Raw genomic sequence first — 19728 nt, 5'->3', positions numbered from 1 at the left:
TCAATACGCTTGTTTTCTCGCAACACCGCTGCTTCTTAGCGGCTCTCCGCCAAGGAGTAAGTGCCACTGCCTTGATAGGCAGCGATTTCCCAACTGTAATCCCCAGAGGCCGCATTGTAAGTGATCGACTCACTACTTGTTGCCCCTTCGCTCTTCGCAACGCGCACCCAATTCGACCCATTCCAACGCAGAAGATACAGATCGAAGTCTGTGCCGCCCGGCCCACTGAGTACCGCTTTTAACGTACCACCAGCATAACGGAAGCCAGCAGATGTTTTCGGTTCAAAGACACTCGAGCCAACAGTGACCGTTCCAGTGTAGGTGGTGCCACCGGATTTATAGATTGCTTGCAAGCCACTGAGATCGGCGGGACTGAGTCGACTGGTTTTCCCAAGATTGCTAGGGGAGCCCGTGTATGAACCGCTCGGCTGGGTACGGGCGTTCACATATGGGGGAAAATAATTCATGATGGAGTCATAGTCATAGGGTCCATAAGTAGACCAACTACACCCCTTGCCGTAATTCAAAGTGTCACTGATGTAGTCAGGATTAATGACGACATAGTTATCTCGGTCACAGCGCTGATGCTCGTGTTGGAAACCGGACGCGTGGCCCATCTCATGGAGAATGGTGTTGTTGGTAAAACAAGCGAGAGAGAGGTCTTGGACGCCACCTGCGGAACCGACGGCTGATGCGCCGCACCCCGTACTCCCTCTCACGAAGCGGACTCGGTTCGTAGCCGTCGTGCTCCAAACCCACCGGACTGCGCTGCCAGCCTGCGAATTCCAGAGGTCAATGGCCGCATTCAAGGCTGAGATTTCGCTGGCACTAAACACATTATTATTCCAAAAGTAGGGAACTGTTCGGTTGCTCCAGTTGGCTTTACCAGTTGGAAAAATAGAGAGTGCCTGACCATTAAGGCGGCCTGCCACCTGTTTTGTCAGGAGGGCCAGCGCCTCATGGGAATGACCAAGGATGATGTCCCCATCCTGCATCATCTGTCCATCAATATTTTCGTAGACGAAGGTGCTGCCGTCCCGGAGCGTAAGGGTCACGTGTGGCGCTTGTTCCAGACCTAGACGCTGTTCAGGGGTGAGGGCGTGTAATTCTGTACCTCGGAGATCAATGGTCAAAGATGATTGTGTCTGACCTTGAGATGGAGAGGTTGGCTGAGAGCAGCTGACCAGCGCAGCAGTAACAGCTATGGCGAACAACAGTCGTTGGTGCATAGGGAACTCCTTAAGGCGCACAACAGCCTGATGTGACATGAGGTTCGGCGGGCACCAAATGCCGACCCGTTGAATGGTAGGAAGCGGGGGTCAACGAGCGCGAAAACACCTGTTGAACCGATAAGGAAAGTGAGAACAGGACGAGCTGTGAGGTAGCGCTACTGTACGTCCGGCTCTCTCCTACCAGGCCTAGTTGATCAGACAATTCGGCTAATACTGTAAAGTTTTATTAGACAAATTCCATCCAGTGAAATTTTAAGCCGTGCATCGAGAGGCTATTGGGGTAGTGTCAAGCGCGAGTACCATCGCTCTGATGACCAGTTGAAACTCCCTATAAGGCTTCTCAAGATGATGGGTGAAGCATGAGGTTTTAGAGATAATCAAGGCCCAGTCGGAACACAGATACTGCATGGTGTCCGTGTTTCTTCCATCCGGATCAGGCTCGTGTCTTCAAGATTGAAATCTGGTTTTTCAGGGCTGAGTGTAGATTTTCCGTGGCTGCTTGGCGGTCAGGACTTGGCGCAACACGCAGGCCCAGATAAGAAGGCGGCGGACATACATGTCAGGGGCGTAGACACCCGTTCTGCCTGCCAGCGCTATACACGGCGGCGCAGATAGTCGTCGCAGCCCAAGCGGTCCGCCAACGCCGCGCGGATCAGGTTGTCCGGTGCGGCCACCGCATAACCCTGATCGGCCAAGTGCGCCGCGTTGAGCAGCCGTGCGATTCCGGACACAATCAGGGCTGCGGATGTTCATAGGTTGAGCAGCCCGTACAGGGCTTACGCCGGAGAGTGAAAGGTCATCCCCAGCACGCGCCTGTGCTTGTCCCGGCCGCACCCAGCGCCAGAGCGACACCAAGGACAGTGAGGCAGAGGGGCGACAGTGAGTGCGTCGTGCCTTCGAGTGCACCCCCAGATGGCACCCGCGTTACGGTGTGGCACCTCCCTAGCATCCAGCCATGCTGCCTGCCGCCCTGCACCCCGTGCTTCTGGTCATCGTGCCACCGGATTGGGAGGCAGACCCGCCCGCGCTCGCGGAACTGAAGCGGTGCCTGGCGGACGAGTATGGCGCCCGGTTGCATCTGCGTCAGGCCCAGGCCCCTATGAAGGCGCCGCTCCCACTGTTCTGCGGGTTCTGGCCTAAAGGCATCACGCGATATGCCCGGCGTGACGTGCAGCCCCGCGTCGATCAGGCCTTTTTCAGCTTGGAGTGGCTGGACGTTCTGGCCGATGCCGATGACGCCGTGTGACACGCGCGGCAGGTGTACGCTCAGGGCATGACAGTCACTTGGTCGCTGCATGATGATTTCCCGCCGCATGTGGGGTCCCTGGCCGAGCCGAGCGCCGTGCCCGAACGGCTAGATCAGTTCGAGCTCATGTTCGGCGAACGCCGAGTTCAAGGAGATCGTCGGGCCGCAGGGGGTGGTGTACCTGTGGTGGCCGGTGCCCGGCGGCAAGAACGAGTTCAGCGTGACGGCGTTCAGCCCACGTACACAGCGGATGACGATGAAGCACCGCACCTTCCGCCCAGACGAGGAGGAGCGCGCCATCGCGTATGCGCGGGGACTGGCGACGGAGATCCTGGCGGAGATGGACCGGGCCGGACTGATTCTGGACACCCCAGCCCAAGCATGAACGAGGGGGAGATGGAGATCATCGAGGTGCTGCAGGCTGAAGGCCATCTGGCCAGCGTGCGCCTGCCCGACACCAGCATCGAGACCTGGGCACTCGCTCGACTGCCAGTGAGCGTGGTGCCGGGCGACCGGGTGGGCTGCCGGGCCAGCGAGGCGGGCATGCAGACCGTGTTGTTGCCCTGGCCTGATGGGGTGCCCGCCTGATGGACGACTGGGGCTGGGCGGAGGACGACGTGCGCCGCGCGCCGCTGCTGCCGGTGGGCCAGGCGGAGAAACGCACCCTGCGCGGGTTACTGCGCCGCAACGAACTGGGGCACATGGATGAGACCGTGGAAGCGTTGCGAGCCAGTCTGAACGAAGGCTACTTGGACCCGGCCGACCGGGAAGTGCTGTACGGGATGACCAAAGAACGCCTCAAAGCGCTGTCCGAGCAGGGCAAACCCTTACCCGGGAACCTCGTGCAGGTCTACCAGCGCCTCAAGCCCCAACCCGCGCGACCACCAGGCCTCCGCGCCTAAACGAACCCGCCCCACACGGGCAAGGCACACTTACACTTCGACTGACGTCGACTGGCATCGTCCCCGTTGATGCCGCCTGCGCGCGACCCAAAGGGATTATTCCGCTGTCTTTGACGGCTTCGCGGCTCGTTTTCTTGACGAAGTGGCCCCAGCGGCTTTGCGCTTCCTGGCTGTCTTCGGGGCGGTGCCTGTCTCATCTCCCGGACCCGTTTGTTTGGCCCTGGGAGTCTTAGGCGTCCAGACGCCTTGCACAATGGCCTCCGCCTCAATTTCGCTCAGCTCCGCCGGCAGAATCTCCACCGGCAGCGGCACACTCTGCCCCCCACGCACCAGGTGCGGCCCACTGCCCGTCGCCCGCAACCGCGTCCCCTCCAGGTGCGGTAAGGGCAGGTTCGGCGCTTCACGAGACGCCCTCCTGATGGTCGGCGCCAGGCCCTCCGTCCAGAACCGCGTCAAGTACGCCACCCGCGTCGTCTCGCCCGCAGCCACATCATCCAGGCCCGCTTCCATCGTGGCCGTAAAGTCCTTCTCCAACACCTCCGGCACTTGGCGGGCCAGGTACGTCGTCACCAGCAGCCCCACCGCGGTCACCCCCAGGTGCCGGCCCACACTGCGGACGTACTCGCGCGTCTGCAAGGTGCTCAGGGTCTGCGCGTACGTGCTGGGCCGCCCAATGCCCGCCTTCTCCATCGCCTGCACGAGTGTGGCCTCGGAGTACCGCGTCGGCGGGGACGTTTTCTTCCCTTCCGGCGGCCGCGCTTTCAGCGGCGCGCGCTGCCCCTGTTGAAGCTTCGGTAGGGCTTGCTCGTCCTGCGCCTCCTCTTCGTCCTGAAGCAGTTGCAGGTACCCGGGCTCTTTCAGGACTCGCCCCTGGGCCGCAAGGGTGGCCGCACCACAGGTCAGTGTCACGACCGTTTTGTCGAACACCGCGTCGTGCATCTGCGAGGCCACAGTGCGCTGGTAGATCAAGGTATACACCGCCAGGTCGTCTCCACTCAGCCCTACCACGTCTGGAGCCCGCCAGGTGGTCCCAGCAGGCCGGATGGCCTCGTGTGCCTCCTGGGCATTCTTGTTCCGGGTGGCGTACTGCCGGGGCTGGGCGGGCACGGCGGCGGGGCCAAACAGGCGCGTCGCCTCCCGCCGCGCTTCGGTGAGCGCCTCGTCCGACAGTGCCGGCGAGTCCGTGCGCATGTACGTGATGTAGCCGCCCTCGTACAGCTTCTGTGCGATGTCCATGACCCGCTTCGCACTGAGGCTGAGCCGGCCGCCCGCCTGCTGCAGCGTGCTCGTGATGAACGGCGGCGCGGGGCGCGAACGCGTCTCACTGACCTCCACGCTGGCCACGGTGGCGTCTTTCCCGTCCAAGTACGTCGTCAGGGCGTGGGCCTGCTCGTCGGTCATCTCGAGCACCCGCAGGTCTGGCTTCAACACGCCGTCCTGGGTGTAATCGCTGGCCTTGGCAATCGGAAGCCCGTCCGGGTGCTCGCTGCTGCGCACGTGCGTGACGGTTGCCGTGAACTTCGGGCGGGTCAGCACGTCCGCCCGGATGGCCCAGAATGTCGCGGGCCGGAAACGCATGCGGGCCATCTCCCGCTGCGCGAGCAACATCAAGGCTGCACTCTGGACCCGGCCTGCACTGAGTTTGCCGCCCACACTGTTCCACAGCAGTGGACTGACCTGGTAGCCCACCAGGCGGTCAATGACGCGCCGCGCTTCCTGGGCAGCCACCAGGCGCAGGTCCAGCGGCCGGGTGGTCTGGAGCGCCCGCTGCAGGGCCTCCTTAGTGATTTCCGTGAAGACCATCCGTACGGGCTGATCGACCTTCAACAGGCGGCTGAGGTGATAAGAAATCGCCTCGCCTTCCCGGTCCATGTCGGAGGCGAAGAGGATCCGGTCTGCTTTGGCTGCCAGCTGCTGGAGTTCTTTGACGGTGGCGCGCTTACTGGCCGGCACCACGTAGATGGGGGTAAAGGTCTCCGGATTCACCCCGAGGCTGGCCCAGGATTCGGCGCGGTAGCGCTCGGGGATGTCCGCCTTGGTGCTGGGCAAATCGCGGACATGGCCGAGCGACGCCCGCACCAGATAGTCACGCCCGAGATACCCGGCGATTTTCCGGGCCTTTGCGGGGCTTTCGACAATCACGAGGGTCGCCATGACCTCAGGGTAGTGGCGCGGGCCTGAAGGCAGCGTGGTCAATGGCGCCTTCTACAAGGCTTTCGCGCCGCCTGAACGGTACGAGTGGCACAGGGCGCACCTGAACTGAATAATCAGGCACAGCTTACAGTACAGCCTGACACTGCATGACCTGCAAGAGGAATGCACTCTGATTGTCTCCGATCAGATCAGAGAAGCGCGCATTTCAGCTAAAGCCTTTTCACCAGGCACACTTATCGTGGTCCTGATAGTTATATTGACGGACAACATGGCACTGGGTGTGGTTTGATGAAGCTGTTCCCTACACGGATTTGTAAGGCGCGCCAGTTCTACAGCGCGCCTGATCCATGCTGGCGCTGGTAGTGGCGCCGCATCTTCGCGCGGCTGCCACACCCTTCCATGCTGCACCACTGCCGGGTCCCGCTCTTGGTCGTGTCGAAAAAGAGCCAACCGCAGTCCCCACACCCTGGGCACTGCTTAACACGCCTGGCGTCCGGAGAAGTCAGCAGGTCGACCGCTGACCGGGCAACAGTCCAGTTCACCCCGGCCAAGTCACGGGTCGCCGCCCAATTCCACTGGACGCCAGACTCACTTGCCTGCAGTTCGGCGCGCCTGAGCCCTTCAACATAGCTTCGTTGAAGAACAGTCAAGTCCTCAGGCGGGAGACATTCTCCCTGAAATAAGGCCAGGAAAACGTGGTAGATCGCCTCCCTGAGTGCCACGGCCTCTCGGTACTGGGCAGCAGCCTGTTCGGTCTGCTGCCCGGCCTGTTCCCACAGGTCTTCTCGGGCCTCATCCGAGATCAGTCCGACGTGGTAGGCCCACCGGATCAGGCTGAAGTAGTCGGTCAGGAACTCTCCTGGCTGCACGCTTATGCGGCCCTCGACAGTATTCACGAACTCCAGGCACAGTCGCCCGCCCAGCAAGCGCGGGAATCCAGCCACCTTGCCGTGAGCCCGAATCTGTTTGTTTAGCTTTCGCGTCGTCATCTCAAGTCCTTACCGTCAAGATACTCCCGTATGGTAAGGTTCAAACTGAACTTACCACCAAATAGAGTTTTAGGGGTAAGCTCTGAGGAGATTGGACCAGATGACTGTGCAGGAGCATGCATTCACCCAACAGGCCTGGACCAATGCAAACTTTAGGCAGGTGTGGTTTGCCCTGAGCGTGTCTCTCATCGGCTCGCAGATCACCTCGCTCGCCGTGCCTCTACTCGCCGCCCTTACCCTGAACGCCACTCCACTTCATATGGGCTATCTGGCAGCAGCCGAACGCTTCCCCTCACTTCTGTTCAGCCTCTTCGCCGGCGTTTGGGTGGACCGTATAAAGAACAAACGTCTGCTGATGATCTGGATGGACGTGCTCCGGGCCGCCTCGCTGCTCTCCATTCCCGTGACGGTCATTATGGGTGTTCTGACCCTGACGCAGCTTTATGTGGTGGCCTTCTTGCTTGGTACCCTGACCGTCGTCTTTGAGGTCGCGCATTCCGCATACGTGCCGACCTTCTTACCTGATTCGCAGATTCTAGATGGCAACAGCAAATTACAGGTCAGCCATTCCGCCGCCAGTTCAGCCGGCCCCGGCCTCGGGGGCTTGATTGTGCAGTGGCTCACGGCGCCGTTCGCTCTGGTCTTCGATGCGCTGACCTACCTCGCCTCAGCCCTCTTCTTGCTCAGGATTTGCGCGGAGGCGCCGCCTCCGCGCAAATCTCCACCACTCAATGTCGTGAATGATGTGCGGGAAGGGCTGTCCGCTCTGCTGCGCCAACACCTGCTGGGGGCCTGGGCCGTATGCGGCGCGGCCATCATCTTCTTCACCGGGGCTTTCGAGGCCCAGTACATTCTTTACGCGACGCGCGAGTTGCATTTGAACGCGGGGTGGATCGGTCTGATCGCGGCGGCTGGGGGTCTCGCCGCCCTGCCCGCCGCGTTCCTGACGACCAGCGTAGCCCAGCGGTTTCCTGTCGGCCCGACGATCATTCTTGGCACGATGACGTGGGTACTGAGCCTGCTGGTGGTGCCCCTAATGGGTGGACCGTTGGGCGTCGTCGTGGGGGTGCTCGCGTTGGCAAGGGTGATCAGTGGACTGATATTCACAGTAGTGAATGTGCAGCAGTGGAGCCTGCGGCAAATCGTCACGCCAGCACACCTCCGTGGGCGCGTCTCCGCCAGCAACCGCTTCCTGATTGAGGGAGCCGGGGCGCTGGGGGCCGTCTTCGGTGGCGTCTTGGCAACGGGGCTTGGGCTCCGGCGGGCGCTGATGCTTGTATGCGTGGGGGCCCTGCTCTGCTTCCTCCCACTCTTCTTTGCTCCTCTTTGGAAGCTGCACAGGATGCCCGAGCATTCAACAGCCGTACCTCAATGAAAGGCCGATTCCGGGAATGAAAACGATACTCGCTGGATACGCTTCCAAGGTCTCGGCTGTGGAGGGCGTCTGGAGCGTTGAACTGACCGGAGACCACGGCTGTGATGCATTTAGGTAAAGGTCACCCGAGAGCTTGTACCTGTTCACCACGTCACTGCTCTACCCCAAAAACTTGCTGCAACCCTGCCAATATAAGCTGGCTTCCCATCCATCCGGAAAGCAAATTCCACTTTCACTTATACGGAGTCCGATTAAAAGGTTTATCGTGATCTGATCAAACAGACAACGATGACGGCTCCCCTGGCGCATGACGCCGACACCTTCTGGCACCTCTACACAGGCAGTACTTGCGCCGTGGAACGGCGCAGAGCTCAGTTCCTGGCCCTACTCGCTGAAAGACGCCCTCTGCCGGAGATTCTGCAAGTGACCCGGTATAGCCGGGTCACCGCCTACGCGTTGGTGGGGCGCTACCGCGAGTTGGGCCTCGCCGGACTGCGCGACGGGCGTCACAGCAACCGGGGCGCGCCCCGGTTGCTGAGTGTGGAACAACAGCAGACTCTGGCAGCCGTACTGCACACAGACTTTGAGCAGGGCATCGTCTGGTCAGGCAAAGACGTTCAGGATTGGCTCCGTGAGCAGTACGGCCTGACGGTGTACCTCGGGCGCACTTATGAATTCCTGCGGGCCGCTGGGTTCACGCTTCAACACCCCCGACCTCGACATGGTGGTGGCGATGAAGCCGCGAAGGAAGCGTTCAAAACAAAGTCCTCGTAGAGGCGCTCCGCCAGGCGGAGCGTCTCTTTCCTCGCGTGTCGCTGTGGTGCATGGATGAACATCGAATTGGGCTCAAACCGATTCGGCGACCGGTGTGGGCGCCCACTGGACAACCGTTGACTTGTCCTGTTCGTCCCGGCTATGAGTGGTTGTATATCTACGCCTTCGCCAATCCGGAGACCGGTGAGAGCCTGTTCTGGTTGATCCCTGTGGTCAACAAACACGCGTATGGCACCGTCATGGCATCATTTGCGCAGACGGTCGGCGCGGGCGCCGACCATCAGGTCTTGGTGGTTCAGGATGGGGCTGGCTTTCACGTTGCGCCGTTGGGGGGACAGCCTGCAGGGATTCAGACGGTCACGTTGCCGCCGTATTCGCCGGAATTGCAGCCCGCAGAACGACTGTGGGAACTGACGGATACGCCCATTGCCAACCGAGCATTCAACAGCTTGGCTGAAGTAGAGGCAGCGCTCTCGGCACGATGCCTTTGGTTGGAAGCCCAGCCCGACCTCGTTACCCGCCAAACCCTCTTCCATTGGTGGCCATTGTTAAGGAATTAATCGGAGTCCGTATTATAACGTTCGTAGCGCTACGGCAGGGGGCAGGCGGGACGCCTGTAGAGCTGGCATCAGGCCAGCGAACGCACCAATCAGGACGGCTGAGGTGATACCGCCCAACCACGCCTCTGCCGGAATGACAATGGCCCAGCCCTTCACACTGGCATATATGGCTGTTGCCCCTACTCCCAGCAGTACACCGGCGCTGCCACCAAGGCTGGCGAGTAGCATCGACTCCGCCAGGAACTGCATCCGGATCTGACCCTGGGTCGCGCCCAGAGCACGCCGAAGCCCGATCTCGGAGCGGCGTTCCAGCACCAAAATGATCATGATGTTCGCGACTCCAACAGCGCCTACGATTAGAGCCACCATGCCAAGTCCAAGAAACAGGCTGTCGAACGCGGCCGCCGCCGCCCGGGCGGTCAGGGCATCGGACGGCTGGCTGATTGTTCACGCAACTCGGCGGGGAGACGCTCATGGGTTTCGGGTGGAAACCGGAACGGGTAGAGCGGCATGCCCCACTGTATAGCGCGTGATACCGGCCAGCGCAGCCCACGGCGTGTGTCATGGTGAAGACCAGAATGCTGATGACCATAGGTGGCGTGGCGCTGGTGCTGGGGATCATACTCAACGTCTGGATGGGCCGGCGGGCCTTCATGCGGCGCAACGCCTCAGGGGTGCAGGAATTTCGCAGCTACGGCCACTCGGTGGCGGCGGGCTGTTTAGAACCGCTGGTGCGCCTGTTTGCCTTCCTGTGCATCATCGGCGGCATCTTCCTGCTGGCGTCAGGCCTAATGCTGGACCCACCTACAGTGGGGCCATAACCGAGGGCGAGATGGAGATCGTTGAGAGGATGGGGGTGCAAGGAGGCCCCGCCAACGTGCGGCTGCTGGACGGTGGTCCGGAGGTGTAGTCGTTGGCTTCGCTGCCTTTACCAGGCGGGAGGTACGGTCACAGACGATAATTTAGAGGTGATGTTGCTGCCACGCCCTACCGAGCTGCTGACCTGATGGGCGAGCTGACCTGGTGGCCGGCAAGCGACGACGTGCGCCGCGCCTGCCAATGGGCCAAGGGGAGCGGCGCATCTTGCTGCTGGGCCCGTCACGATCTGGGCCACATGGACGAGACCGTGACGGCGCTGCGATGCGCCCTAAACGAGGGCTACCTAGACCCGAATGACCGCGAGGCCCTGTAGGGCATGACCCAGGCGCGCCTCAAAGTCTTCTCGAACCACGAAAAACCGCTACCACCCAACTTGGTGCAGCTGTACCAGCGCCTGAAACCACAGAAGCTGCGGCCGCGAAGCCTGCGAGCTTAACTGCAGCCGGTAGACTGACATCATGCTTACAATTCGGTGCTGGGATGGTCGCGTGAAACAATCTGCCGCGTTGCTGCTGGCCAGTCTGCTGTTGGCCGCCTGTTCGCCTAGCCCGGCCCCCGTGGCCGTCACCGACCCCTATGACCGCCTGATCGCTGCTGTTGGCGGCGAGGTAGCGCTGACCGAGCTCACTAGAGACCTGAGTCCCGAACAGGCTCAGGCGTTCTTCGCCAGCTACGGCATGGGCTACCAGCACCATGACGCCCTCAGCGCGCAGCTCGCTGACGGCTGTCCTACCCGCTTCGCCAGTACCGAGCGCAACAAGTGGCATGTCATCAGCGGCGGCCACTACTACATTGATGCTGAGGGCCGCCCCCGCAGCGCCTACCGGTATTTGCCGCCCGTCACGGCCGCCGCCCGCGACACCGCCTGCCAGGGCACAGTCGGCAATCTCGATAACCCCAACGGGTACGACGGCGGTCATCTCATCGGCAGTCAGCTCGGCGGCTGGGGCAAGCGGGCGAACATGGCCCCACAGGAACAGAATTTCAACCGGGGCAACTGGGTGCAGATCGAAAACCAGGCCGCTAAATGTAGCCGCTTGGCGAACGGTACCCTGACCTACTTGGCGCGCGTGACCTACCCCAACAGCAGCACGAATACACCTAGCACCTGGACCATCGAGATGACCATCGGTAGCGACACCTTCACACGGACGTTCAACAACGCGGCTGGTGGCGGCCCCAACGGCACGGCGTACCGCCAGCAGGCCGTGAGCTGGCTGATCGGCAAGGGCTGCAGCTAAGCCAAGGGCAGCGGCAAGTCTCGCAGCGCATCCAGGAACGACGACGCCCCTTGATACCGGGCGTCGTCGCCGCTTAGGGTCAGGTCGCCGGCCTCGACGGCTCGGGCGGCCCAGGCATAGAAGGCGGTGAGGTCGGCGCTGACCACCCGGCGGGGCTGTTCGTCAGGGCCATAGGTGATGACCTGGCCGGGCGTGCCGACCGGGCCGGGATCGAGGTCCACGGCCAGCCCGTTGCCGCCGCCGTCGGTGGCGAAGGGCAGCCAGCCCTGACTGAAATTCACAGCCCGAATGGCGCCGTCGGGCTCGCTGGTCAGGCTGGCATCCTCCTGGGCCAGATCCATCCAGGTGGTGTGTTCCTGCAGGGCACGCTTCAGCGGCAACCAGGTCAGGCCAAACAGGACGCCGGGAAGGATGCCGTCCTGACCATCGTGGGTGGCGTAAGTCTGCCGGACAGCCACTGGCAAGGGCTGGCCCAGCGCCGCCTCGGCAGCCTGCACGTCTGCGGAGTCAGCTGGCGGACGAAGTGGGGCGGCCAGGGCCGGCAGGGCCAGGCGCAGGGCGTCACCGAAGGCAGCAGACATAGCGGTCAGCGTACACACTGGGCGTCAAGAGGAGTTCACGGGCGGACTGAAGCTCAACTACATGGCTCACCAGAAAACCTTTGGCTGCGCCTGACAGCTCCTCTCAGCACCTTCGTTGCGGCGAAATGCTGGCGCTACAACACAGCCCTTCGCGGCCAGTACGACAGTTGTTAACAGTTCAAGAATTGTGCTCAACTCGGTATCAGCGGCTCTTCATCAGCCTCACAGGCAGGACGCCTGCGGCGGAGGTGGGTGGAGCGTCAGAGAACTTCCACGCTCGGTCCACGGCCTGCTGTCCGCCTGCACGCATCAACTGGGCAGCTTACCCACTGTCTGCGAACACATCATGCCCAAGCTCTGCACGACCAGTCTGACCCCAGTGCTGAGCAGGGCCAGGAGGACGCCACCGACCAGACCAGCCGCACGGTGTGCCGACGCCCCTCCGCGGCTGCGGAGTTGGCCACTGACAGTCCCAAGGCCTATGAAAGCGACCAGGAAGGCGAGTCCAGACGTGGCCATACTTGATCACACCACGCCCTCCATCATCACACCGTCACCCATGCGGCAGAGCTGGACCGCACCTTGCGCCACTCGTTTGGCCCGCTGCCGTTCCTGCTCGGCTGGGCTCAGGGACATCCACCAGATCACCGAGCCCACGATGAGCAGCACCGGCGCGGCGGCCACCAGGACCCAGCCCCAGCGCTTAGGCCGCCCAGCGGTCCTGGCGCGGCTCAGGACTTCTGTGCTGGCCAGGAACAGCAGGATAGATCCAAAGCAGATCAGCAGCGGCACCATGCCGCATCAAACCATGCTGACCGCTCTCTTCCCACGGGAAGCAGCAGAAGAGGGCTGCGCTCCTGGAGCAGAGGAGTCACACCCATCCCGGCCTCCTCCTGCTGCGGGCTCCGCAGCAGGTCTGAAGCGCTGGACTGGGCAGCCTGCCAACTGCCGACGCTGCCGATGAGGAGTAGGAGCACCAGGGGCGGCATCAGCAGGGCACTCACGGGCCAGGCCGCCCCCACCTGGCAACAGCGCACCTGCCGGATGGCCCAGACCGCCAGCGCCAACGCCACGCACACGAAGACACCACTCCACAGCATCAGCACGCATCAGAGCGTATGTGCTGGCCAAGCGCCTGTGCGGAACCCGACGCAGTGGTGGGAAGATGCCCCCACCCAGGGCCGGGTAACTGCCTCATACGGATTCCGTCTATTCCGTTTACAAACCAGGACAGAACTGGTTTGCACACTCCTCGCCCGAAACCCGCCCTGCTCCTGCTCGCTCTGCTCGGATTCAACCGTTTTTGCAAACGATTTAATCGGAGTCGATATCAGTCCACCGTTTGCAGGGTCAGGCGGCCTTCAAGACGCTCCACATGCTCAGCCGTCCAAGTCAAGGGGGGCGCTGCGACGGGCGCCGGAGTCGTCGCGCGAACCTGACTGACCTGCCACAACGTGACGCTGCCCCCCACTAGGCTCAGCACCAGCAGCAGGGACAGCAGGCTGCCGTGTCTCAGGAGCTTCTGTGCCCTCGGATGAAACAGCGGGGCCAGCGTCCAGGTCAGCAGCCCGGCGGCAGCGGCCATCAACAGCAATGCCCCAAGGCTCAGTGGGTCTATGCCCCATCACACCACTGTGGGCGCCTACGCAGTGCAGCGGGCCGTCATCCAGTCCAGAGCCAGCATTTAAGCCCACGTTGACTCAGGCACCCGTCTAACTGGTCTGACAAAGGGCGACGCACACCAGGAGCACAGGCAGCGAGAAATGCAGCGCCAACACGACGTCCTGAGGCCAGGGCTGCCCGGCGGGCAACACCCCAAGCTTCAAGACACTCCACACCAGCACCCCCAGGGCGGCCACGCCCACGAAGAGTGCACCAACACTCAGAGGCTCCATGCACCACGAGAGCATGCCTGAGGACGCGGCACATCAGCCCACGTTCAGGGCCCGCACAGCTCTTCCTTAGCGGGCGTTGAGGGTTGGGGGGACACCCATCAGGCCGCTGGCCTGACGCCATCAGCCGCGAGACAGCAGGTCAACGCACAGGGCCAGAGCAGGCAAGACGAAGTACAGCGTCAGCCCAGCACGCAGGGGCCAGGCCGTGTGGATCAGCTGCCCATCGGTGGCCATGCCGCGCCACACCGTGGCCCCTAGGGCACAGATGCTGATCATGACGCCGACCGTCAGAAGTTCCATGTAGGTGCAGCGTACATGACCAGGCGGTCAAAGCAAGGTGCAAGTCAACAGGCACGGCGAGCGACGGTCCTCCGGGCGCAGGCCTTGGTGCTCAACCCTTTAAAGGTTCTGCAGCAGATCCAAGTAGGCCAGCAGGGCCGGCAGGACGAAATACAGGGTCATGGCCGTACGTGGACCCCAGGGTGTGCTCACGGTCTGCCCAGCTGGGGCCATCGCCTGCCACAGTACGGTCCCCATGACACAGATGCCCATCAGCAGCACGCCGACCAAGATGAGTTCCATAGGTCAGCAGACCACGCCGCAGCCGCCCCACGGTCAGAGGCAGCTCAAGCCAGACTGAGCAACTGTTGAGCAGCTGTTGAGCTTCCGGCTGGCGGGGACTAGAAGTGCTCAATGTGCGGGAGCGCCAGAACAGCTGTCGAGTTGACCCCACAGCCATGCTGTAGGCTGGTTTCTTTGTCTGTGAGCTTGTCGTGGTGGTTCCTGGCACCACCCCAGTGCATGTCCCTAAGCAATGTCGCCTGTTCTCGGGCATTAATGCATGACCACAGGATTGAGCAGGGCAAAAGCGTGTGCGGCTAAGAATGGAGACTCTTGCACCAGGACGGCCTGGAAGGCTCTCATCATCGCGAAGTCATGGACCTAGTCATGCCTATGGTCATCCACTAGACCTCAGTGTGCTTCTACCTCCTTTTATTCTCTCGGCCGTGCCCCGGCACCCTCTGCCTGCCCTCTAGGGCTGGGCGAGCGCGTGCCCTGTGCAGCAGCATGGACCCCAATCGCCATAACAGGCCCGCATGTATCTACAAACAGATGACACTTCGATCCGCGGACCTTTTTGCCACCGCCATACCCACGCGGCCCACCTCTAAAGAAAACCTGCTCCAGTACGGTTTTCAGGCGCACTTTAATTGCCACAATCTCCCTTGGCAACGAGTCAGAGTGGATGTTCTGGCTCTCCAGTGAAGGTGCAGGCAAGAACCCTGGCTTTCCTGTTTCCTTACTTTTATACTGATCTGTAAGGAGCCTGCCATGAACGTGACTGCCAAACTGAGCAGCAAAGGGCAAGTGACCCTCCCCCGCGAAGTCCGGGAGCGGCTCGGCCTGAAGCAGGGCGACGGCCTGGTCTTCCAGATTGAGGGTGATACCGTCACCCTCCTCGCCCCTCAAGACGACAACCCCTTCACCGCCCTCATCGGCACCTTGCCGCCCCTTCCCACCGATGCCAGAACCTACTGGCGAGAGCAGCGTGACGGTGCCGGCGACGAATGACCCATTGTCTCGATACCAATGTCCTCAGCGCGCTGTTCAGTGGAGAAGTCAACGCACCAGGCATCGCCCGCACCCTCAATACCCTGCGCCTGGCTGGCCCTCTGATGATTCATGGCAGCGTGTACGCTGAATTGTTGGCCGCCCCAGGCACGGCGCCCAGCCGTCTCGATTCCCTTCTTTCTCGGGGTCAGGTGCAGGTGGACTGGGCCACTGATGAAGCGGTCTGGCGGCAGAGCGGGCAGGCGTACAGCGCGTATGCCCGGCGGCGTGCGAAGTCTGGAGGTGGACCACCCCGCCGCATCCTCGCCGACTTCTTGATCGGCGCCCACAGCCTGGCAGTGGGGGCACACTTGATCACCTTGGACGACACGCATTACCGGCAGGCGTACCCTACGCTTCAGCTAGTGATTCCTGGGGGGGCTTGAGATCTCCGGTCCATTGCTCGATATGCAGCCCGCCTCCGGATAGCTAGTCCAGTGGGTTCTGGCAACTTAAAGTTGGAAACCGCCCGTGACCAGAAGCCCTTCCGTCACCGTTTGGCTGGGAGTGCGCGTTCCCTTACTCGTATGAAGCCGGCAGCTGCTTTAGCTCTGCCCACTGCGCCTGATCGTGTCCGAAAATCACCAGCTCCACCTGCTCGCGTTCCACCAGGTCGAGCAACTTGATCGTGCTGGCCCTGGTCAGTTCACCATCTGGCGCGCTCCCCTCCGCCTGTGGGTTACGGGTAAACCCCACCCGGAACGGCACCGCGTCCACCGTCAGCAGCACTAACCCTGTCTCCGGCAACCGCACAAGGACCGATTGATGACCTGGCACGTGCCCACTCGTTTCGATGAGTTCCAGACCCGGCAGCAGGGTCGTGTCGCCGTCGATCAGTTGCAGGCGGTCGACAGGCTGATCCCACTGGGCCCGGAGAGCGGCAAAGCGTGGATTGCTCGCCGCATCAAGATGATGAGTCCGCTGCACCACGTACTGTGCGTTCGGAAAAGCCGCGTGGCGCCCGGCATGATCAATGTCGTAGTGCGTCGAGATGATGGTATCGATCTCTTCAGGGGTAACGCCAATCCGAGCCAACTGCTGGAGCACATCCTGCCCGTTTTGAAAGTCGGCGGCGGCCTCAGGAATGGGGTCTGGAAGACCAGTGTCAATGAGGATGTTGCGGCCAGTTGTGGTCTGCACGAGGTAACACACAACCGGGATCTGGTAGGCCGGCATGGATCCCACCTGCATGAGCAACAACCGCTTTACATCTGTCTGACTCATCTGCGCCTCCTGAAGGCGAATGCACGGGTTAGCCGCTTGAGCCGCGAGGCTTGGCAGGGCGAGGGACAGGCCCGCATCAATTCACGTGGCAACGCAAGACGAACCAGCGGCTGCCCCGTTCAGCCGGCGGCCTGCTGGAGCAGCCAGTGGAGGGCCTGCGGTCCAGCGTTCAGCACCGACAGGTGCCCGTCCCCCGCTGACCGGGTCAGGGTCGCCCGGGGCAAGTGGGCCGCCAGCCACGCTGCATGCGCCACCGGCACGATCCGGTCCTCGCCCCCGTGATACAGCGCGACCGGCACCTGCACCTGACTCAGCTCCACTCCCCAGGGCCGGACGTACGCCAGATCGTCGTCAATCATGCCGCCTGGCCCCTGGGCGAGCGCGGGGCGGACCACCGTGTTGAGCCAGGACCAGTCACCTGCCAGGGCTGCGTGGTCGTGTGGAGTGAACATCTCCGGGTCGAACACACTGGCCTTCAGGACGCTGGCCAGCGCGGGTTCGCCCTTCAGGGCCGCCTGCAGTTCCGCGCGCCCGCCGGGATACATGCCTTCAAAATAGTCCAGGGCCGGCTCACCGTAGGGCGCCAGGCCAGCGAGGCTGACGGCGGCCACCACCTGCTCGGGGCAGAGGGCGGCGCAGGCCAGGGCATGTGGGCCGCCGCCCGAGTGCCCCATGACCGCGTAGCGCCCGATGCCCAGTGCACGGGCGATGACCGCAACGTCGTGCGCCGCGTCGGCGACCGTGCGGCCGGGGTGGCGTGGGCGGTCGCCGTAGCCTGGGCGGTCATGACCAAGCCAGCGCACACCCAGAGCAGCGGACGCGGTGAAGAGGGGGGCGGGCGGCCAGCCAACATTCGGGGTGCCGTGGTGCCAGAACACCGTCAGGGCGACTGGTTCGGGTGGATCCACCCGGTAGACCTGAAGCGGCTGACCATTCGGCATCGTGATGACCAGGGTGTCCATCGTCACCGCTCATTTCAACACAGAGTTGGGCTCGCCGCGACTTTTATCTGGCTTCAACAGGTTGTCCACTGCTCGCTGCGCCTGGTCATGCAAGAAGCCCGCAGAGAGCCCCAGGGCACCCACAAACAGCGCCAACCCCAGCCACGCCGGCGCCAGATGCCAGAACGCCAAGTAGCCCACATGGTGATGGACCCACAGCGCCGCTGTAAACCCGGGTACCCCCGACGCCAGGAGGGTCCACCATAACCACCGGGCGCCACGCCGGTAGCCCCACAGCACGCTGAGCAGTACCCCGATGCCACTCGAAACCAGGGCCCCACCGAATCCGGCCCGGTCATGCGCGATCAGCGTCACCAGATTGGTGTTAACGGTCCGCAGCGCCTCGGGCGTCGTGTGCAGAAACATCAGGTCCTGCGGCACAAAGACCTGGGTCACCCCAACAAAGCAGATGGTCAAGCCGGCCAGTATTAACCCTGTTCCTGTGGCGACCCACAGCAGTTGACCTGCCATGCCCAGCTGCCAGCGGCGGTCATTGCGCAGGTCAGGCCCGTCAGCCAGTCCTTCTGTTTGGGGTCGGTCCCGGAGACCCAGCAGAAAGAGAGGCAAAAGCAGCAGCGAAACCGTAGCGTGCAGCGGATCAAAATAACCGTAGCCCAGGAACAACCCGAAGCTCAGAAAGCCCACGCCGCCAGACCACCGCAGCGCGTCCCAGGCCCAGGCCCGCCCGCGCCGCAAGGGGCTACAGGCCAGCCCGGCATACAGCACGCCCAGCGACACCATGGTGCCCGCCAGGGTCAGCCGGTCATGCGTCAGGAACGCGCGCAGGTGAGGGTTCAAGTCCTCCAGTCCAGGGCCCCCCTGACGGAGAAAGGCTTCGTCGTAAGGTAAGACGACCCACTGGAGCCCGATCCAACTTGCCAGCACTCCCCCCAGAGTGAGCCCAAGACCAAGCAGGAGCATCCAGAGCCAGCTGGGCGGCGGCGGTGCGCTCAGGGCCAGTGTTTCGTGCACGCGGTGCGCGAGACCAGGGCCGTGATAGATCAGGCCGGCCCGCAGATGCACCAAGTTGGCCCCCGACGCCAGGAGGCTGTGGATCTCTTCTGGAGTGTGGGCGCTGCCCGCCACGATGAGGGCCTCAGGCCCCAGCTGTTGACGCACGTGGCCCAGGGTCTGGAGGGTCGGCGCGAAGCTGGCTGGTCCAGTTGTCTGCCCTTGAGAGGACGCCTGCGTGTCTTTGATCAGGACGCCAGGCAGCGCAGCGGCACGGATGATGGCGCAGACGCTGGCCAGGTGCTCTGCTGATAAATCAGGAGGCACAGCCAGCAGTACAGGCCGGGCGGACGCGGCAGCCAGTCTGCGGAGTGTTTCAGCGTGCAACTGGGGCACCACAGCTGCCGTGATGTCCAAGGTGAACAGGTCGACCACCGGTTGAAGGACTTGAATCTGCTCATGCCATTCGGCGATCACTTGAGGTCCAGTCGCGTCCGGTGCGTGTGCCAGACGGCCCAGGAGGGGAACGCCTGGCTGGTGCTGTCCCGCCAGTGCCACGCGTGCCGCGTGGACGCCCTGGTTGATGAGGCGGTGACCGCTCTGCAAAGTCTCTGTCCTAGGATTGCGAACTGCCAGGGGGTCCTGTGGAGAAGACGGAACTGGGTCCAACGTGAGTGGGCCGACTTCAAGAAAGCCCAGGCCGAAAGTGCGGAGCCCTGCGGCGGCCTGGCCACCGACATCTACGCCGGCGCCCAGCCCGACGGGCGCCCGGAAGGTGAGGCCGAGAAGGACACGCTGGAGAGACGGGTGAGGTCGGAGACGACCCACGAGGTCCAGCAGTTGCCGGCCTCTGGGATGGGTGCCGACTCGGCTGAGTACCGTGAGGGTGAGGCGCTGGGCGTGGTCAGGGGGCAGCCAGAAGAGGAGCGGCCGCAGGAGAGGACGGTACGACCAGTCAGGCATGCTGCAGTTCAGTACAGCGCGCCCTATGGTTCTGCATTGTTCCTTACCACCCGCCGGGTAAGGTCATGATGGGGGGGTGTAGGGACATGCAGCGGGCCACCTGATGCAGCTTGCGAGTAGACGGAAGACCGAGGGTCACGACATCACTCT

The 19728-nt window shown here is 62.6% G+C and carries 23 protein-coding genes and 1 pseudogene; 11 read left to right on the top strand and 13 right to left on the bottom strand.

Annotated features, from left to right (window positions below):
• Window positions 1-35: 35 nt before the first annotated feature.
• A complete protein-coding gene (locus K7W42_RS15530) occupies window positions 36-1229 on the bottom strand; it encodes a M12 family metallopeptidase (RefSeq protein ID WP_224575740.1) in 1194 nt (397 codons plus the stop codon).
• A gap of 958 nt (window positions 1230-2187) precedes the next feature.
• Between K7W42_RS15530 and K7W42_RS15525 the strand changes: the two genes are divergently transcribed.
• From K7W42_RS15525 to K7W42_RS15510, 4 genes are all read left to right on the top strand, one after another.
• Entirely contained in the window at window positions 2188-2478 is a 291-nt protein-coding gene (locus K7W42_RS15525; RefSeq protein ID WP_224575739.1) for a hypothetical protein, read from the top strand.
• Window positions 2479-2653: 175 nt separating this feature from the next.
• The gene (locus tag K7W42_RS15520) at window positions 2654-2863 is read left to right on the top strand and encodes a hypothetical protein (protein WP_224575738.1); all 210 of its coding nucleotides are present in this window, start codon (window positions 2654-2656) and stop codon (window positions 2861-2863) included.
• Window positions 2864-2874: 11 nt separating this feature from the next.
• Window positions 2875-3066, top strand: coding sequence for a hypothetical protein (locus K7W42_RS15515; protein WP_224575737.1), 192 nt, complete (start codon window positions 2875-2877; stop codon window positions 3064-3066).
• Window positions 3066-3380 (top strand): hypothetical protein, encoded by a 315-nt coding sequence (locus K7W42_RS15510; protein ID WP_157461400.1) that lies wholly within the window; start codon window positions 3066-3068, stop codon window positions 3378-3380. Before K7W42_RS15515 ends, K7W42_RS15510 begins: the two co-directional genes overlap by 1 nt.
• Before the next feature lie 96 nt (window positions 3381-3476).
• On the opposite strand, the gene topA is transcribed toward K7W42_RS15510, so the two are convergent.
• Both topA and K7W42_RS15500 read right to left on the bottom strand, forming a co-directional pair.
• The gene (gene topA / locus K7W42_RS15505) at window positions 3477-5534 is read right to left on the bottom strand and encodes a type I DNA topoisomerase (RefSeq protein WP_224575736.1); all 2058 of its coding nucleotides are present in this window, start codon (window positions 5532-5534) and stop codon (window positions 3477-3479) included.
• A gap of 329 nt (window positions 5535-5863) precedes the next feature.
• Complete coding sequence (locus tag K7W42_RS15500; RefSeq protein ID WP_224575735.1) at window positions 5864-6523, bottom strand: CGNR zinc finger domain-containing protein; 660 nt, start codon at window positions 6521-6523, stop codon at window positions 5864-5866.
• Between the two features lie 100 nt (window positions 6524-6623).
• On the opposite strand from K7W42_RS15500, the gene K7W42_RS15495 reads away from it, so the two are divergent.
• From K7W42_RS15495 to K7W42_RS15485, 3 genes and pseudogenes are all read left to right on the top strand, one after another.
• On the top strand, window positions 6624-7898 hold the full coding sequence (locus K7W42_RS15495; RefSeq protein WP_224575734.1) for an MFS transporter: 1275 nt from the start codon (window positions 6624-6626) through the stop codon (window positions 7896-7898).
• Between the two features lie 288 nt (window positions 7899-8186).
• On the top strand, window positions 8187-8672 hold the full coding sequence (locus K7W42_RS15490; RefSeq protein ID WP_224575733.1) for a winged helix-turn-helix domain-containing protein: 486 nt from the start codon (window positions 8187-8189) through the stop codon (window positions 8670-8672).
• A gap of 11 nt (window positions 8673-8683) precedes the next feature.
• Window positions 8684-9232: pseudogene (locus K7W42_RS15485) on the top strand (IS630 family transposase); the annotation flags it as partial.
• A 12-nt stretch (window positions 9233-9244) separates the two neighbouring features.
• Here K7W42_RS15485 and K7W42_RS15480 read toward each other — a convergent pair.
• A complete protein-coding gene (locus tag K7W42_RS15480) occupies window positions 9245-9601 on the bottom strand; it encodes an ABC transporter permease (protein ID WP_369411371.1) in 357 nt (118 codons plus the stop codon).
• 194 nt (window positions 9602-9795) lie between these two features.
• Between K7W42_RS15480 and K7W42_RS15475 the strand changes: the two genes are divergently transcribed.
• Together K7W42_RS15475 and K7W42_RS15470 are read left to right on the top strand one after the other, a co-directional pair.
• Window positions 9796-10053, top strand: a complete 258-nt coding sequence (locus K7W42_RS15475; protein ID WP_224575726.1) for a hypothetical protein — start codon at window positions 9796-9798, stop codon at window positions 10051-10053.
• Between the two features lie 546 nt (window positions 10054-10599).
• Window positions 10600-11352, top strand: a complete 753-nt coding sequence (locus tag K7W42_RS15470; protein ID WP_224575725.1) for a DNA/RNA non-specific endonuclease — start codon at window positions 10600-10602, stop codon at window positions 11350-11352.
• On the opposite strand, the gene K7W42_RS15465 is transcribed toward K7W42_RS15470, so the two are convergent.
• The 6 genes from K7W42_RS15465 to K7W42_RS15440 form a co-directional block, all read right to left on the bottom strand.
• Window positions 11349-11933 carry an SMI1/KNR4 family protein gene (locus K7W42_RS15465; RefSeq protein ID WP_224575723.1) on the bottom strand — a complete coding sequence of 195 codons (585 nt, stop codon included), beginning with the start codon at window positions 11931-11933 and terminating at the stop codon, window positions 11349-11351. The genes K7W42_RS15470 and K7W42_RS15465 overlap by 4 nt on opposite strands.
• A 525-nt stretch (window positions 11934-12458) precedes the next feature.
• Window positions 12459-12728, bottom strand: coding sequence for a hypothetical protein (locus K7W42_RS15460; protein WP_224575721.1), 270 nt, complete (start codon window positions 12726-12728; stop codon window positions 12459-12461).
• A gap of 535 nt (window positions 12729-13263) precedes the next feature.
• Entirely contained in the window at window positions 13264-13518 is a 255-nt protein-coding gene (locus K7W42_RS15455; protein ID WP_224575719.1) for a hypothetical protein, read from the bottom strand.
• 127 nt (window positions 13519-13645) lie between these two features.
• Window positions 13646-13828, bottom strand: coding sequence for a hypothetical protein (locus K7W42_RS15450; RefSeq protein ID WP_157461370.1), 183 nt, complete (start codon window positions 13826-13828; stop codon window positions 13646-13648).
• A 120-nt stretch (window positions 13829-13948) separates the two neighbouring features.
• Window positions 13949-14128: a hypothetical protein gene (locus K7W42_RS15445; protein ID WP_224575717.1), complete on the bottom strand. Its 180-nt coding sequence runs from the start codon at window positions 14126-14128 to the stop codon at window positions 13949-13951.
• A 99-nt stretch (window positions 14129-14227) separates the two neighbouring features.
• A complete protein-coding gene (locus K7W42_RS15440; RefSeq protein WP_157461368.1) occupies window positions 14228-14410 on the bottom strand; it encodes a hypothetical protein in 183 nt (60 codons plus the stop codon).
• Between the two features lie 750 nt (window positions 14411-15160).
• Here K7W42_RS15440 and mazE point away from each other — a divergent pair.
• Both mazE and K7W42_RS15425 read left to right on the top strand, forming a co-directional pair.
• Window positions 15161-15400 carry a type II toxin-antitoxin system MazE family antitoxin gene (gene mazE, locus K7W42_RS15430; protein ID WP_157461367.1) on the top strand — a complete coding sequence of 80 codons (240 nt, stop codon included), beginning with the start codon at window positions 15161-15163 and terminating at the stop codon, window positions 15398-15400.
• Window positions 15397-15825 carry a type II toxin-antitoxin system VapC family toxin gene (locus tag K7W42_RS15425; protein ID WP_224575715.1) on the top strand — a complete coding sequence of 143 codons (429 nt, stop codon included), beginning with the start codon at window positions 15397-15399 and terminating at the stop codon, window positions 15823-15825. The genes mazE and K7W42_RS15425 overlap by 4 nt, the downstream gene beginning before the upstream one ends.
• A 133-nt stretch (window positions 15826-15958) precedes the next feature.
• Here the strand turns inward: K7W42_RS15425 and K7W42_RS15420 are convergent, their stop codons facing one another.
• From K7W42_RS15420 to K7W42_RS15410, 3 genes are all read right to left on the bottom strand, one after another.
• On the bottom strand, window positions 15959-16663 hold the full coding sequence (locus K7W42_RS15420) for an N-acyl homoserine lactonase family protein (RefSeq protein ID WP_224575713.1): 705 nt from the start codon (window positions 16661-16663) through the stop codon (window positions 15959-15961).
• 119 nt (window positions 16664-16782) lie between these two features.
• Window positions 16783-17625: an alpha/beta fold hydrolase gene (locus tag K7W42_RS15415; protein ID WP_224575712.1), complete on the bottom strand. Its 843-nt coding sequence runs from the start codon at window positions 17623-17625 to the stop codon at window positions 16783-16785.
• 9 nt (window positions 17626-17634) lie between these two features.
• Entirely contained in the window at window positions 17635-19578 is a 1944-nt protein-coding gene (locus tag K7W42_RS15410) for a dihydroorotate dehydrogenase (protein WP_224575711.1), read from the bottom strand.
• Between the last annotated feature and the right edge of the window lie 150 nt (window positions 19579-19728).

The sequence above is a fragment of the Deinococcus betulae genome (assembly GCF_020166395.1).
Taxonomy (GTDB): Bacteria; Deinococcota; Deinococci; order Deinococcales; family Deinococcaceae; genus Deinococcus; species Deinococcus betulae.
The sequence above is the reverse complement of the archived record's forward strand: the minus strand, read 5'-3'. Positions and strand labels throughout refer to the sequence as shown.

What these genes read in the sequence shown, in the direction of transcription:
- K7W42_RS15530 (WP_224575740.1), bottom strand. Translation starts at nt 1,229, where the DNA reads ATGCACCAACGACTGTTGTTCGCCATAGCTGTTACTGCTGCGCTGGTC.
- K7W42_RS15525 (WP_224575739.1), top strand. Translation starts at nt 2,188, where the DNA reads ATGCTGCCTGCCGCCCTGCACCCCGTGCTTCTGGTCATCGTGCCACCG.
- K7W42_RS15515 (WP_224575737.1), top strand. Translation starts at nt 2,875, where the DNA reads ATGGAGATCATCGAGGTGCTGCAGGCTGAAGGCCATCTGGCCAGCGTG.
- K7W42_RS15510 (WP_157461400.1), top strand. Translation starts at nt 3,066, where the DNA reads ATGGACGACTGGGGCTGGGCGGAGGACGACGTGCGCCGCGCGCCGCTG.
- topA (WP_224575736.1), bottom strand. Translation starts at nt 5,534, where the DNA reads ATGGCGACCCTCGTGATTGTCGAAAGCCCCGCAAAGGCCCGGAAAATC.
- K7W42_RS15500 (WP_224575735.1), bottom strand. Translation starts at nt 6,523, where the DNA reads ATGACGACGCGAAAGCTAAACAAACAGATTCGGGCTCACGGCAAGGTG.
- K7W42_RS15495 (WP_224575734.1), top strand. Translation starts at nt 6,624, where the DNA reads ATGACTGTGCAGGAGCATGCATTCACCCAACAGGCCTGGACCAATGCA.
- K7W42_RS15490 (WP_224575733.1), top strand. Translation starts at nt 8,187, where the DNA reads ATGACGGCTCCCCTGGCGCATGACGCCGACACCTTCTGGCACCTCTAC.
- K7W42_RS15480 (WP_369411371.1), bottom strand. Translation starts at nt 9,601, where the DNA reads ATGGTGGCTCTAATCGTAGGCGCTGTTGGAGTCGCGAACATCATGATC.
- K7W42_RS15475 (WP_224575726.1), top strand. Translation starts at nt 9,796, where the DNA reads ATGGTGAAGACCAGAATGCTGATGACCATAGGTGGCGTGGCGCTGGTG.
- K7W42_RS15465 (WP_224575723.1), bottom strand. Translation starts at nt 11,933, where the DNA reads ATGTCTGCTGCCTTCGGTGACGCCCTGCGCCTGGCCCTGCCGGCCCTG.
- K7W42_RS15460 (WP_224575721.1), bottom strand. Translation starts at nt 12,728, where the DNA reads ATGGTGCCGCTGCTGATCTGCTTTGGATCTATCCTGCTGTTCCTGGCC.
- K7W42_RS15455 (WP_224575719.1), bottom strand. Translation starts at nt 13,518, where the DNA reads ATGGCCGCTGCCGCCGGGCTGCTGACCTGGACGCTGGCCCCGCTGTTT.
- K7W42_RS15450 (WP_157461370.1), bottom strand. Translation starts at nt 13,828, where the DNA reads ATGGAGCCTCTGAGTGTTGGTGCACTCTTCGTGGGCGTGGCCGCCCTG.
- K7W42_RS15445 (WP_224575717.1), bottom strand. Translation starts at nt 14,128, where the DNA reads ATGGAACTTCTGACGGTCGGCGTCATGATCAGCATCTGTGCCCTAGGG.
- K7W42_RS15440 (WP_157461368.1), bottom strand. Translation starts at nt 14,410, where the DNA reads ATGGAACTCATCTTGGTCGGCGTGCTGCTGATGGGCATCTGTGTCATG.
- mazE (WP_157461367.1), top strand. Translation starts at nt 15,161, where the DNA reads ATGAACGTGACTGCCAAACTGAGCAGCAAAGGGCAAGTGACCCTCCCC.
- K7W42_RS15425 (WP_224575715.1), top strand. Translation starts at nt 15,397, where the DNA reads ATGACCCATTGTCTCGATACCAATGTCCTCAGCGCGCTGTTCAGTGGA.
- K7W42_RS15420 (WP_224575713.1), bottom strand. Translation starts at nt 16,663, where the DNA reads ATGAGTCAGACAGATGTAAAGCGGTTGTTGCTCATGCAGGTGGGATCC.
- K7W42_RS15415 (WP_224575712.1), bottom strand. Translation starts at nt 17,625, where the DNA reads ATGGACACCCTGGTCATCACGATGCCGAATGGTCAGCCGCTTCAGGTC.
- K7W42_RS15410 (WP_224575711.1), bottom strand. Translation starts at nt 19,578, where the DNA reads ATGCCTGACTGGTCGTACCGTCCTCTCCTGCGGCCGCTCCTCTTCTGG.